Consider the following 13,131-nt stretch of genomic DNA (forward strand, 5'->3'; position numbering starts at 1 on the left):
AGGCCTCAACCGTTCGGCGTTTCCGGCGCCATGTTCGCTCGTCCGCGCGGCACGCCAAGCCCGGTGTCCGGCGGCTCGCCGGCAGCCGGCCTGTTCTCAATCATGTGCAAGGTGCGCCAGCCACCGAAGCGGTAGTAGGCCGCGGCCAGCACCAACGAGGTGATCGAGCCGGCCGGGAAACTCCACCACAGCGCTTCCTCGCCGAGCACACCGCGCATGAAATAGGCGAAGCCGGTGCGCACGACCAGCACCGAGATCACCAGGATGATCAGCGGCGGCATCACCGCGCCCGTGGCTCGCACCGTGGCGAACAGCACGATGGTGATGCCGAACAGGACGAACGACCACGACGCGACACTGTTGATGTGGGCGGCGATGTCGATCGCCGCGCTGTCGCTGCTCAGGAACAGGCTGAGGATCGAGCGGTCGAAGAACCACAGCAGCGCGACGAGGGCGCCGGTCAGGACAAGGTTGAAGCCAACGCCGGAGGCAGCGACGCGGCCGATCCGGTCCCAGCGGCCGGCACCGACATTCTGCGCCGCCATGGAGGAGACCGCGGCACCGATGGCGAGCGCCGGCATCTGGATATAGGTCCACAATTGCGCGGCGATGCCGTAGGCGGCGGCAACCTGCGAACCGTAGGAATTGACGATGCCCATCACCGTCAGCGCCGCCGCCGAGATGACGATCATCTGCAGGCCCATCGGCACGCCCTTGAAGACGACGATGCGCAGCAAGGCAGGGTCTGGGCGCAGCAGGGCGAGGTTGGCGCCGGCCAGCCGCAACGGATGCTTGCGTACATAGAGCACGACGAGGATGGCGATGACGCTCACGGTCTGGCCGATCAGCGTGGACGTGGCCGATCCGGCGATGCCGAGTTCGGGAAACGGCCCGATGCCGCGGATGAGCAGCGGGTTGAGGATGATGTCGAGGACGACCGCGAGCGCCATGAAGATGAAGGGCGTGCGCGAGTCACCGGCGCCACGCAGCACGGTCATGACGAAGGACAGAAGGTTCATCATCGGCACGGCGACGAAGATGATGCGCAGGTAGGAACGCGCCAACGGCAGGGCGTCGGCCGGGGTGCCGAGCGTGTTGAGGATGGCGTCGACCCAGATCCAGCCGCAGACGGCGAAGATGATCGAGACGAGGAAAAAGAAGGTGGCGCTGGTGCCGACGATGCGGCGCGCCTCCGGCAGGTCGCGAGCGCCGACCGACTGCGCTACCAGGATGGTGGCCGCCATGCCGATGCCGAACACGGTGCCGAGGATCAGGAAGAGGACGAGGTTGGCATTGGAGGTGGCGGTCAGCGCCGATTCACCCAGGAAACGGCCGACCCAGACGGCGTTGATCGACCCGTTGAGCGACTGCAGAACGTTGGAGCCGAGCACCGGCAGGGCGAACAGCAGCAGCGTGCGCGGGATCGGGCCGCTGGTCAGGTCGGCGGTGCGCCGGCGCGTGGGCTTTTTTTCGTCCATGGCTGGCAACTCGGGAAGTGGTATTTGGATCCGGTCCCCATCATTGCCGATCCAGCGGGACAGGTCGATGCGGTGCCGGAAAAGATTGGCATCGGGTCTTCTGGCGTGCCTTGATCTAATCATGTTCTCAAAGCTTCCGGAATGGGATACTGATCCTGATGGGGCCGCGTTCCTGTTGGATCTTGCGGTTGAGCTGGGGGGTTCATGTCCGATATTCCGCTGTTTTCCGAGCGCCTGAACCGGCGTGCGTTTCTGAGTGCGTCCGCTTTGAGCGCGGCCGCGATGGCCCTTTCGGCGTGCTCCACGACGGATGTTGCGCCGCCGCCGCCGGTGGCCGCCGCGCCGCCCGATGCGGCTTTCGGTGACGCCGCGAGCATGTACGCGGCGCGCACCGACGAGGGCTATCAACTGCCGGCAATCCCGGTCACCAAGCTCGACCCGAAGTTCGTGCGCCAGGTCGTGGCCGACCCGACCGGCGAAAAGCCCGGCACGATCGTCGTCGATACGTCAGAGCACTTCCTCTATCTGGTACAAGATGGCGGCAAGGCCGTCCGCTACGGTGTCAGCCTCGGCAAGGCGGGTTTCGGCTGGACCGGCAGCGCCGTGGTCCAGGCGAGGAAGAAGTGGCCGGTGTGGACGCCGCCGCCGGAAATGATCCAGCGCCGGCCGGAACTGGCGAAATACAAGGACGGCATGCCGCCCGGCCCGAAGAGCCCGCTCGGCGCCCGCGCCCTCTATCTGTTCCGTGACGGCAAGGACACGATGTACCGGCTGCACGGCACGCCGGAGTGGGATTCCATCGGCAAGAACGCGTCGTCCGGCTGCGTGCGCTTCATGAACCAGGACATCATCGACCTCTACAGCCGCGTCAACGGTCCTGCCCAGGTCTTCGTGCGTCCCAATTTGTCGGCCGCCGGCAAGATCATGGCCGTGTCGACTAGGACGGCCGAGCCGATCGATGCTGGCGTGCCGAAGGATGCGGAGATGTTGAAGTAGGCGCCTTCACGGTCTGTAGCAGGGCTCGATCATTCGATGGTGGCAGGTCAAGCGGGCGCGTCAGGCGCGCCCGCCTGCATGGGTGTCGCTACTTCTTGGCGAGGCCGGGCAGCGTCACCTGATAGACCAGGAACATGGTGTCGACATCGGCGCCGTCGTCGGTCTTGTAGGGAGCGCCGACCTGGAAACCATCCTGGGCCAGGAAGTCGTTGTCATTGGCGACGAACAGGAAATAGTCGTCCGGCAGCTTCGGATCGAGCACGCTTGCCAGCGACATTGCTTCCCATTTTTCCGAGAGGTTGTCGTGATCGTTCGGCGCGCCGTTGTGCAGGCCGAAGCGGCCGAGCTGAGCATTGTCGTTGATGTCGATGAACGGCGTCAGCTTGGCCGGCGTCACCGATGGATCGAGCACGCCCTTTGGCGCTACCGGCTTGTCCTTGTCGAAATCCGCGCCGGCGATGTCGGTGGCGGCGGAGACGTCGACGATGCTGATTTCGCGGTAGAGCGAGGTATCACCCTTCAGGCCCTGGCCGTTGCCGCTGTCGCGCGCCAACATCAGGAAGGATGTGTCCGACAACGCCACGATCTCGCTTTGCGCGGCGACCTTGGTCTTGCCCTTGGCATCCTTGAACACCGGCAGCGGCACGACATACTCATGCGCCAGTTTCAGGTGGGCGAGATCGGACGCGTCATAAACCAAGGCTCTGGTGTTCTGCCGCGTCGCAGGAGAATCGCCGCCATCCTGCCGGGTCGCCGACTGCAGCACGGCGATCAGGAACTTGCCGTCCGGCGTCATCGCCATGCCTTCGAGGCCCTGGTTGTTCTGGCGGCCGGTTTCCGGATCCTTGGGATCGGGCTCGGCGGCACCGGGGCCGGGATTGTCGGAGGAGAAGTTCGGTGTCCCCTTGCGCATCGGCACCAGGGCAGCCGGCGGCTGGGTCGCCGACATCAGGCGGCCTTGCGCGGAGAAACGGTAGATGTTGGGGCCATATTCGTCGGAGATGAACATCGAGCCGTCGGGCAGTCGCACGATCGCTTCGTTGTCGAGGGCGAGCTTGCCGTTGGTGGCGGCGGGCAGCATCGGCAAGTCGCCGGCGGCGGCGCGCACGTCCGACAGCGGATCGAGGCCGGTGGCGTCGGCACCCTTGTCGTCGGTGAGCAGCATGCTGTCGGCAAGCGTCGCCTTGACGCCGGTCTGTTCCTGGCCGGTAGCTGGGGCGGCGCCCGGCGCGACGGGGATAAACTCGATGCCGATCGTGTTGAGGCGCGGGCGATAGTCGGTGGTGCCGGCGACATTGTAGCCGCGGTCGGGCAACAGCCAGAGCGAGCCCTTGTAGCCGGCAGCGTCATGCGTCCAGCCCGATGTGTCGATCGACATGCCGGAGCCCGAACCGAAGGTTTCGCCGAACTTGTCGCGCTGGGCGGCCGGGATGCGGCCGACGCCGACGAGGCCCTTGTTGACGAGGCCGCCGACGGTCGCGGTGCCGTCGGCAAGCGCCGGTGTCAAGGCGGTGAACAAGGCCAGCGCGACGCCAAGCGACGCGGTTCGGTGCAGGTGTTTCATGAACAATCCTCTTTGTGACGAAGCGTGCCGGAACGGCTGAATCTGGAGGAGGCGTCATCTCGATGATGCCGCGCGCGTCTCCCCGAAAGCGATCTACGGCGTGAACATGATGCTTGCGTGACAGCGGCGGTGCGTGCCCGCCGGCGTGTTCGTGCACCAGCAAAGAAGCGCATTCGTGTGACCGAATTGATGGCGCTTTGCTACGCGGAGTTTCGCCCAGTGCGGCAAGTCGACGGCACGCACTAGACACATATGTCCAGTGCGTCTATGATGCCGCCCTCGAACAGGGGGAGGGAAGCCTTGAAGTCGCACTACCGCGCAGTCGTCATCGGAGGTGGCGTTGTTGGCGCCTCGGTGCTCTACCATCTGACGCGGTTCGGCTGGTCGGATGTGGCGCTGATCGAGCGTGCCGAATTGACCGCCGGTTCGACCTGGCATGCGGCGGCCGGCTTCCATGCGCTCAACGCCGATCCCAATGTCGCGGCGCTGCAGGACTACACCATCAACCTCTACCGCGAGATCGAAGCCGAATCCGGCCAGAACATCGGCCTGCACATGACCGGCGGCGTCAATATCGCCAGCGATCCGCAGCGCTGGGAGTGGCTGAAATCGGCCTGGGCGGTGTTCCAATCGGTCGGCATCGAGACCGCCCGGCTGGTGAGTCCGCAAGAGATCAGAGAACTCTGCCCGATCGTCGATGTTACCGGCGTGCTCGGCGGACTGCACGATTCCAACGAAGGCCATCTCGACCCCTACGGCACCACCCATGCCTATGCTGGCGCGGCGAAGAAGCGCGGCGCCGAAATCATCCTGCGCAACCGGGTCATCGAGTTGAAGCCGCGCGCCGACGGAAGCTGGGATGTCATCACCGAGCAGGGCACCATCGTCGCCGAGCATGTCGTCAACGCCGGCGGGCTATGGGCAAAGCAGCTCGGCCGCATGGCCGGCGTCGACCTGCCGGTGACGCCGATGGAGCATCACTATTTCATCACCGAGGACATTCCCGAGATTGCGGCACTCGACCGGGAAATCGGCATTGCCGTCGATCTCGACGGCTTTTCCTACCTGCGCCAGGAACGCAAGGGCGTGCTGCTCGGTGTCTACGAGCAGAACCCGAAGCACTGGAACATGGATGGGGCGCCGTGGGACTACGGCATCGAGCTCATCCCGGAAGACATCGACCGCATCAGCCCGGAACTCGCCAAGGCGCATGAGCGCTTTCCGTGCCTGGCGACGGCCGGCATCCGCAAATGGGTCAATGGCGCCTTCACCTTCACGCCGGATGGCAATCCGATCGTCGGACCGGTGCGCGGTCTCAAGAATTATTGGGTCGCCTGCGGCGTCATGGCCGGCTTCAGCCAGGGCGGCGGCGTCGGCAAGTCGCTGGCCGAATGGATGATTTTCGGCGAGCCGCAGGCGGATATTTTCGGCATGGACATCGCCCGCTACGGCGCCTTCGCCGCCAACCGCGAATATCTCAAGCAGACGACGCGCCAGTTCTATTCGCGCCGTTTCGTCATGACTTTTCCCAATGAGCGGCTGCCTGCGGGCCGGCCTTTGAAACGCCCCGGCGCCTATGACGGCATGAGTGCCGCGGGCTGCGAATGGACGGCTTCCTGGGGGCTGGAAATCCCAGCCTATTTCGCGCCGATGGGTTTTCGCGAGAACACCACGCTCAAGCGCTCCAACGCCTTCGACATCGTCGGCGATGAAGCGCTGCAGGTACGGCGTGCCGCCGGCCTCGTCGATATCTCGGCCTATTCGCGCTACGCGGTGTCGGGGCCAGGCGCCCAGGCATGGCTCGACCGGCTGCTTGCCGGCAAGCTGCCGAAAGCGGGCCAGGCGCGGCTCGCGCCAATGCTGGGGCCAGGCGGGCGGCTGAAGGGCGATCTCACCGTCTTCAACTGGGGTGGTGGCGACTATTGGCTGATGGGCTCCTACCATCTCAGGGAATTCCACATGCGCTGGTTCGAGAGCCACGCGGCCGACGGCGTCACGGTCACCGATCTTTCCGACGCGATGAGCGGCTTCCTGCTGACCGGGCCGAACGCGCGCAAGATCCTGGAACGCACCACGCACCAGGACCTGTCCAGCAAGGCGTTGCCGTTCATGGCTTGCGGGGCATTCGATATCGGCATGGTGCGGGCGCGGGTTGCCCGGCTTTCCATCGCTGGCGAACTCGGCTTTGAGATCAGTTGCCCCGTGGCCATGCATGCCACGCTGCGCGACACGCTGCTTGCCGCAGGCGAAGATCTCGGCCTGGCGGAGATCGGCTACTACGCGCTCAATGCGCTCAGGCTGGAGAAAAGCTTCGACGTCTGGTCGCGGGAATTCACGCAGGGCTACGCGCCTCGCCAGACCGGGCTCGACCGCTTCATCGCCTTCGACAAGGGCGATTTCATCGGCCGCGAGGCGGCGCTGAGGGAGCGCAAGGCAGGCGTCTCGCAACGGATCGTGACGCTGGAGATCGATGCGCTCGACGCCGACGCCAGCGGCTTCGAGCCTGTCTGGCGTGGCGGCCGGCGCGTCGGCTTCGTCACATCGGGCGGATTTGGCTACACGATCGGCAAGAGCGTCGCGCTGGCGTTGGTGGACGACGATTCTGCCGAGGAGGGGACAGCGCTTTCGGTGCACATTGTCGGCGTCGAGCGGCCGGCACGCGTCATCGCGGCCTCGCCTTACGACCCTGAAGGCAAGGCAATGCGGCAATGAGGAGGATTTCCGATGATCGATGAGGCGGCACGTGAGGCTAGGCGCGAGCGCAGGCGCGGACGCACGGGCGAGGCCGGCAGCGAAAGCAGTCGCCGGCCCAATTACCGGTCACTGAAGAACCCGTTCCTGCCGCAGCCGATCTTTTCGGACGACCAGGTCGCCTCGATCCACGACACGGCGCTGCGCGTGCTGGAAGAACTCGGCATCAAGGTGCTGCTGCCGCAGGCGCGAGAGATTTTCGCCCGCGCCGGCGCCCTGGTCGACCCGGAGACCGACATGGTGCGCATCGGCCGCGACATGGTGGCGGCGGCGCTGGCCTCGGCGCCGAGGTCGATCCATGCCCGTGGCGGCGATCCTTCCCGCGATCTGACGCTCGAACTCGGGTCGATGACGTTTCTTGCCGGAAGCGGGGCGCCCAACGTCACCGATCTCGAGCGCGGCCGGCGGCCAGGCACGCTCGCCGCCTTCGAGGAGTTCATCAAGCTGGTGCAGCATTTCGATGTCCTGCATATGCTCGGTCCCTGCGTCGAGCCGCAGGATGTCGACAACCGGTTTCGCCACTATGCCGTCAATCGTGCGCAGCTGACGCTGTCCGACAAGTTTCCCTTCGTGTTCGCGCGCGGCACGCCGCAGGTCGAGGACGGTTTCGAGATGCTGCGGCTGGCGCGCGGCCTTTCGGAGGAGGCGTTCCGCTCGAACGCCTGGTGCTACACCGTCATCAACACCAACTCGCCGCGTCAGCTCGATATACCGATGGCGCAAGGCATCATCGATTTCGCCAAAGCGGGGCAGGTCTCGATCATCACGCCGTTCTGCCTGGCGGGCGCCATGGCGCCGATCACCGTTGCCGGTGCGTTGACGCTGCAGCATGCCGAAGCGCTGGCCGGGCTGACGCTGGCGCAGATCGTGCGGCCCGGCGCGCCGGTCGTCTATGGCTCCTTCTCCTCCAATGTCGACATGAAATCCGGAGCGCCGGCCTTCGGCACGCCCGAACATGTCAAGGCAACGCTGGGCGCCGGCCAACTGGCACGATTCATTGGCCTGCCGTGGCGGTCCGGCGGCGGCAGCGCGGCCAACATCTCGGATGCGCAGGCCGCGCATGAGACGCAATTCGCATTGTGGGGTTCGGTTCTGGCCGGCGCCACGGTTTGCATTCATGCCGCCGGCTGGCTGGAAGGCGGTTTGAGCGTTTCACTGGAGAAACTGGTCACCGATGTCGAGGCGTTGCAGACGGTCGCCGAACTCTGCGCCGCGACGCCCGGCGACGACGATTCCATCGGCTTCGAGGCGATCGCCGAAGTGCAGCCGGGCGGCCATTTCTTCTCGGCCGGCCACACGATGGCGCGCTACCGCACCGCCTTCTACGAACCGCTGGTGGCCGATTGGTCGAATTTCGGCAATTGGACGCAAGGCGGATCAAAGACCGCGAGCGAACGCGCCACCGGCATTTGGCGGCGCATCCTTGCCGATTTCGAGCCGCCGGCTTCGGCCGCCGCCACGGTCGGCGTGCTCGACGAGTTCATCGCCCGGCGCACCGAAGAAGGCGGGGCGCCGCCCGTGTCATAAGGCCGATCGTCCCGGTTGTGGTGCGATCCGGAACTTGCAGTGCCTTCCGCGCATTCATGGTTTGCGGCCGGTGCCCATCGGCACCGGCGAGCCATTTTGAGGGGAGGACCGACACCATGGGTTTCGACCAGTATCACGAACCGCCTGAGGAACTGTCGCAGAAGGTGCGGACCTTTGCCCGCATGATCACCTCGCTGATCGAGGAGGCGGAAGCGATCTCCTGGTACGAGCAGCGCATGTCGGTGGAGAAGGATCCGCAGGCCAAGGCGATCATGAAGAACGCGCAAGGCGAGGAGTTCAAGCATTTCGGCATGGACCTGGAATTCCTGCTGCGCCAGAAGACGGATTGGCGGGCGGAACTGAAGGAAATCCTGTTCACCACGGGCGATATCGTCGAGGCCGGCGAGAAGGGCGAGAAGAAGGTGGACTGAGCACCTTCTTCGTCTCCGTCAATCGCTGTCGCGCGCGATCAGCTCCAGCGGCCAGACCTCACGGATGATGCGCGGGCCTTCGGGGCCGGCGAAGGCGGGGAGCGAGGCCAGCAGCATTTCCGCCAGCCGCCGGCCCATTGCCTCCAGTGCCGGACGGAAGGCGGTCAGCGTCGGCGAGAAGTAGCGGCAGAGCGGCGTGTCGACGATGACGATCACGGCCATGTCATGGCCCGGCTTGATTCCCATCTCGGCCAGCGCCTTGCAGCCGCCAAGCGCCATCGCGTCATTGTTGAAGATGATGGCCGTCGGTGGGTCCTTGGAGCGCATGACTTGCGGCGTCACCTGGTAGCCGCCGGCCTCGTTGATGAAGCCGTCGGCGATCAGGTCGGGGTCGACCTCGATGCCGTGCCGCTTCAGCGCCTTGCGGTAGCCGTCGAGAAACAGGTAGCCGAAGTTGAGATCAAGTGAAGGGCGGATGGCGGCAATGCGCCGGTGTCCACGCGCCACCAGGCGGTCGACGGCTTCATCACCCGCTCTCTCGAAATCGATATCGAGAGAAGGATAGGTGTCGCTACCGGACTGACTTCGGCCAAGCGTGACGAAGGGAAAGCCTGCCTTGCTGAGATAATCAATCCGATCGTCTTCCCTTCGTGTATTGGCCAACACGACCGCATCGACCAAGCGCGTCTCAACCACGCGGCGCAACCGCTCCTGCTGATATTGGCCGGGCTCACCCATGACGACCATCAGATCGAGGCCATGCTCGGCGAGCTTCGCTTGCAGTCCGATCAGGAACGGGATGAAGAAGGGTTCGCCATATTGCTGGTCGCCCGGATGCGGCTGCAGCATGAAGGCGATCGAATGGGTGGCGCCTTGCCGCAGGCTCCGGCCCGACTGGTTCGGGGAATAATTCAGCTTCTTGGCGGCTTCGAGCACGCGCTGGCGTGTGTCGGCATTGACATCGGCACGGCCGTTCAGCGCCCGCGACACGGTGCCGATCGAAATGTTCAGGTGACGGGCAAGGTCATGAATGCTGGATGCCAAAGGACAATTCCCCCGCCTTGGCCGACGCAATTCCAGGGAAAGTGCGAAGCGGTTTTCCGCCCGGAATTGCGTCAAAACAAAGAGTTAGAGCAGTTCGCCGTTTCTTGAAAGGCTGAACTGCTCTAGCACCGGCTGCCGTTCAGGCCAAGGCTTCCGTATGGTTTTCGAGAAGCAGCCGATTGACATTCTACGCTATCGGGTGTGTTCTCGTAAACGTTTACGGAAAAACGTTTACGGTGATGCCGTGGACGCCGTGACATTCGGCCTGGAGGGGCCGGACGGGAGGAATGCCGAATGATGAAAGCCGTCCTCGTCGGCTGTGGTGCGATGAGCAGACAGTGGCTCGATGCCGCGAGGCAGATCGACGGGCTTGCCATTGTCGGGCTTGTCGACCTCGACGCCGAACGGGCGAAGGCGAGGGCGGGCGAATACGATCTCACCAGCGCCGTCATCGGCACCAGCCTCGACGCGGTGCTCGAGCAGACAAAGCCTGATGCGGTGTTCGATGTCGTTGTCCCCGCAGCCCGGCGCGATGTCGCTTTTGCCGCCTTTGCGCATAATTGCCATCTCTTGACCGAGAAGCCGCTGGCCGACAGTCCGCAGAACGCCCGCGCCATCATCGAGGCAGCCAAACAGGCAGGACGCGTTCACGCCGTCGTGCAGAACCGCCGTTACGTCGCCAATGTCAGGCGCATCCGGCGGTTTCTCGAGTCGGGCGCCATCGGCAATCCGACCAGCATCCATGCCGACTTCTTCATCGGGCCGCATTTCGGCGGCTTTCGCGAGGAGATGGCCCATGTGCTGCTGCTCGACATGGCGATCCACACATTCGACGCGGCCCGCTACATGGTCGCCGGCGAGCCGGCCGGCGTCCATTGCCAGGAATGGGAGCCGGCCAATTCCTGGTACCGGCAGGGCTCGTCGGCCAGCGCCGTCTTCGACCTCGGCGGCGGCAAGATCTTCACCTATGCCGGCTCCTGGTGCGCCGCCGGTTTCCGCACCAGCTGGGAGGGCAGCTGGCGCATCGTCGCCGAACGCGGCAGCCTCATCTGGGATGGCCACGATGTGCTGAAGGCTGAAATGGTGGTGCCGGGCCGTGATGGGCTGCTGGACAAGACCGAGCCGGTCGAGGTGCCGCCGCTCGATCCCGCCGACCGCATCGGCGGCCATCTCGGCATCATCAGGGATTTCATGCACGCCATCGAGACCGGCACCGAGCCGGAGACGCATGGTGCCGACAACATCAAGAGCCTGGCCATGGTTTTCGGCGCCATCGAAAGCGCCGAGACTGGTCGGCGCGTCGCCATCGCAGAGGAAGCACAGTGATGCCCAACCCGCTTCTCGACATCCGGATCGGCACCATGGTGCGGGCCAATCTCGACGATCCGGCTGCCTATATCAGGCAGATCCTGCCGCTCGGCTTCGAGAGCATCCAGCCCTTCTTCTGGCAGACGCTTGGCGGCAAGGATTTGCCGCGGCTGGCCGGGCAGATCCGCGAGGCGATCGGCGACGCCGATGTCAGCGTGTCCACGCTCGGCGTGTTCGGCAATCCGCTGGAGAGCGGCGAGGTCGATCGCGGCGTGCTCGAGGCGTGGGAAACGGTGATCGACAACGCGCATCTGTTCGGCGCTTCGACGGTCAGCGGCTTCACCGGACGCATTCGGGGCAAGAAGCTGACCGACAGCCTGCCGCGCTTTCGGGAGGTGTGGGGGCCGCTTGCAAAACGCGCTGCAGACAAGGGCGTGCGCATCGCCTTCGAGAATTGCGCCATGGACGGCAACTGGGCCAGCGGCGATTGGAACATCGCCCACAATCCGGACGCCTGGGAACTGATGTTCAACGAATTGCCCGACGACAATCTCGGGCTGGAATGGGAGCCCTGCCACCAGCTTGTGTACCTGATCGATCCGATGCCGCAGATCCGCAAATGGGCGTCGCGCATCTTCCATGTCCACGGCAAGGACGCGACGGTGCGCTGGGACGTCATCCGCGAGCACGGCGTGTTCGGCCGGCTGCCCTTCGTGCAGATGCGCACGCCAGGCTTCGGCGACAGCGACTGGACGCGCGTGATCAGCGAATTGCGGCTCGCCGGTTACAAGGGCGCCATCGACATCGAGGGCTGGCACGACCCGGTCTATCGCGGCGATCTCGAGATCACCGGTCAGGCGCGGGCGCTGGAGTATCTCAAGCAATGCCGGGGAGGGGCCAGCTACCTGCCGAACCCGATGTAAGGAAAAGCCGGCGGGAGGAGCCGGCCAGCCAAGTGCGGCGCATTGCCGAAGCAAATGTCGAAAACCCTCGCGCTTGCGAGGACAAAAAGGGAGGAACTTGCATGAGCATCGCCAAAAGAACGACACTTCGCCTGACCGTCGCGGCAGCCGCCACGGCGCTCGCCGCCGCCATCTCGACACTGCCGGCCCACGCGCTCGACGCGCAATGGTGCAAGGACGTCCACATCCGCTTTTTCGTCGGCGGCGCCGAGGGCGACGCTTTCGGCACCATCGTCTACAATGGCGCCAAGCAGGCGGCGGCCGATCTCGGGCCGAAGGTCGATTACATCTTCTCGGGCTGGGACGTCGAAAAGATGGTGCAGCAATTGCGCGAGGCGGTCGCGGTCAAGCCCGGTGGCATCGCCATGATGGGCCATCCCGGTGACGCGGCGATCATGCCGCTGGCCGAACAGGCGCACAAGGACGGCATCAAGATGATGTACCAGAACGTACCGGTGCCGACGGTGACGGCGGCGTTCGGCGGTGGCTATGTCGGCGCCCAGCAGGAACAGCAGGGACGCGCGCTCGGCGCCGAGGCGTTCAAGCTGGCCGGGCTGAAAGCCGGCGACAAGGCGATCATGATCGGCCCGTTCGAGAATGAGAGTCGCGGCGCACGCGAGCGTGGGACAGTCGCCGCCCTGAAAGAGGCCGGCATCGATGTCGTTCAAATCAACTCCGCGACCGAGTGGGCAGCCGATCCGAATCTGGCGATCCCGGTGATCACCGCGGCACTCCTCAACAATCCCGGCGTCAAGGCGGTCGGCTATCCCGGCGGACAGATGCTCGGCAACGTGCCGACCTATATGCAGTCGGCGGGCAGGAAGCCCGGCGACATCTTCAATTTCGGCTTCGACACCAGCCCGCAGATCGTCGAGGCCTTCAAGGGCGGCTGGGTGCAACTGACGGCCGACCAGCAGCCGTTCATGCAGGGCTATCTGCCGATCCTCAGCCTCTGCCAGCAAGTGGTGCTGGGTCTGGCGCCGATGAATGTCGACACCGGCGCCGGCTTCGTCACGCCGCAGAACTACGAGATCGTCTCAGAGCTCGCCAAGCAGGCGCTGCGCTGACCT

10 protein-coding genes are annotated in these 13,131 nt (G+C 64.9%); 7 read left to right on the forward strand and 3 right to left on the reverse strand.

From position 1 onward, the window contains the following. Positions 1-5: 5 nt before the first annotated feature. Positions 6-1,478, reverse strand: a complete 1,473-nt coding sequence (locus LB568_RS19445; RefSeq protein WP_013894696.1) for an MATE family efflux transporter — start codon at positions 1,476-1,478, stop codon at positions 6-8. 204 nt (positions 1,479-1,682) lie between these two features. Here LB568_RS19445 and LB568_RS19450 point away from each other — a divergent pair, with 204 nt between their 5' ends. Continuing rightward, positions 1,683-2,474, forward strand: coding sequence for a L,D-transpeptidase (locus LB568_RS19450; protein WP_224731019.1), 792 nt, complete (start codon positions 1,683-1,685; stop codon positions 2,472-2,474). Positions 2,475-2,562: 88 nt separating this feature from the next. Here LB568_RS19450 and LB568_RS19455 read toward each other — a convergent pair whose 3' ends face one another. Continuing rightward, a complete protein-coding gene (locus LB568_RS19455; RefSeq protein ID WP_224731020.1) occupies positions 2,563-4,038 on the reverse strand; it encodes an esterase-like activity of phytase family protein in 1,476 nt (491 codons plus the stop codon). A 300-nt stretch (positions 4,039-4,338) separates the two neighbouring features. Between LB568_RS19455 and LB568_RS19460 the strand changes: the two genes are divergently transcribed. The 3 genes from LB568_RS19460 (at position 4,339) to LB568_RS19470 (ending at position 8,747) form a co-directional block, all read left to right on the forward strand. Beyond that, positions 4,339-6,750, forward strand: coding sequence for a GcvT family protein (locus tag LB568_RS19460; RefSeq protein WP_224731021.1), 2,412 nt, complete (start codon positions 4,339-4,341; stop codon positions 6,748-6,750). 12 nt (positions 6,751-6,762) lie between these two features. Next, the gene (locus LB568_RS19465) at positions 6,763-8,316 is read left to right on the forward strand and encodes a trimethylamine methyltransferase family protein (RefSeq protein WP_224731022.1); all 1,554 of its coding nucleotides are present in this window, start codon (positions 6,763-6,765) and stop codon (positions 8,314-8,316) included. Between the two features lie 116 nt (positions 8,317-8,432). Next, positions 8,433-8,747 (forward strand): hypothetical protein, encoded by a 315-nt coding sequence (locus LB568_RS19470; RefSeq protein WP_224731023.1) that lies wholly within the window; start codon positions 8,433-8,435, stop codon positions 8,745-8,747. A gap of 18 nt (positions 8,748-8,765) precedes the next feature. Here LB568_RS19470 and LB568_RS19475 read toward each other — a convergent pair whose 3' ends face one another. Then, positions 8,766-9,791 carry a LacI family DNA-binding transcriptional regulator gene (locus LB568_RS19475; protein ID WP_224731024.1) on the reverse strand — a complete coding sequence of 342 codons (1,026 nt, stop codon included), beginning with the start codon at positions 9,789-9,791 and terminating at the stop codon, positions 8,766-8,768. A gap of 294 nt (positions 9,792-10,085) precedes the next feature. Here LB568_RS19475 and LB568_RS19480 point away from each other — a divergent pair, with 294 nt between their 5' ends. The 3 genes from LB568_RS19480 (at position 10,086) to LB568_RS19490 (ending at position 13,128) form a co-directional block, all read left to right on the forward strand. After that, positions 10,086-11,117, forward strand: coding sequence for a Gfo/Idh/MocA family protein (locus LB568_RS19480; protein ID WP_224731025.1), 1,032 nt, complete (start codon positions 10,086-10,088; stop codon positions 11,115-11,117). Next, a complete protein-coding gene (locus LB568_RS19485) occupies positions 11,117-12,022 on the forward strand; it encodes a sugar phosphate isomerase/epimerase family protein (RefSeq protein WP_224731026.1) in 906 nt (301 codons plus the stop codon). Before LB568_RS19480 ends, LB568_RS19485 begins: the two co-directional genes overlap by 1 nt. Positions 12,023-12,123: 101 nt before the next feature. Continuing rightward, entirely contained in the window at positions 12,124-13,128 is a 1,005-nt protein-coding gene (locus tag LB568_RS19490) for a substrate-binding domain-containing protein (protein ID WP_013894705.1), read from the forward strand. Positions 13,129-13,131 lie beyond the last annotated feature (3 nt).

Source organism: Mesorhizobium sp. B263B2A (assembly GCF_020165775.1).
GTDB classification, from domain to species: Bacteria; Pseudomonadota; Alphaproteobacteria; order Rhizobiales; family Rhizobiaceae; genus Mesorhizobium; species Mesorhizobium opportunistum.

Excerpts from the sequence above, each read along its gene's own strand:
- LB568_RS19445 (WP_013894696.1), bottom strand. The coding sequence starts at position 1,478 with ATGGACGAAAAAAAGCCCACGCGCCGGCGCACCGCCGACCTGACCAGC.
- LB568_RS19450 (WP_224731019.1), top strand. The coding sequence starts at position 1,683 with ATGTCCGATATTCCGCTGTTTTCCGAGCGCCTGAACCGGCGTGCGTTT.
- LB568_RS19455 (WP_224731020.1), bottom strand. The coding sequence starts at position 4,038 with ATGAAACACCTGCACCGAACCGCGTCGCTTGGCGTCGCGCTGGCCTTG.
- LB568_RS19465 (WP_224731022.1), top strand. The coding sequence starts at position 6,763 with ATGATCGATGAGGCGGCACGTGAGGCTAGGCGCGAGCGCAGGCGCGGA.
- LB568_RS19470 (WP_224731023.1), top strand. The coding sequence starts at position 8,433 with ATGGGTTTCGACCAGTATCACGAACCGCCTGAGGAACTGTCGCAGAAG.
- LB568_RS19480 (WP_224731025.1), top strand. The coding sequence starts at position 10,086 with ATGATGAAAGCCGTCCTCGTCGGCTGTGGTGCGATGAGCAGACAGTGG.
- LB568_RS19485 (WP_224731026.1), top strand. The coding sequence starts at position 11,117 with ATGCCCAACCCGCTTCTCGACATCCGGATCGGCACCATGGTGCGGGCC.
- LB568_RS19490 (WP_013894705.1), top strand. The coding sequence starts at position 12,124 with ATGAGCATCGCCAAAAGAACGACACTTCGCCTGACCGTCGCGGCAGCC.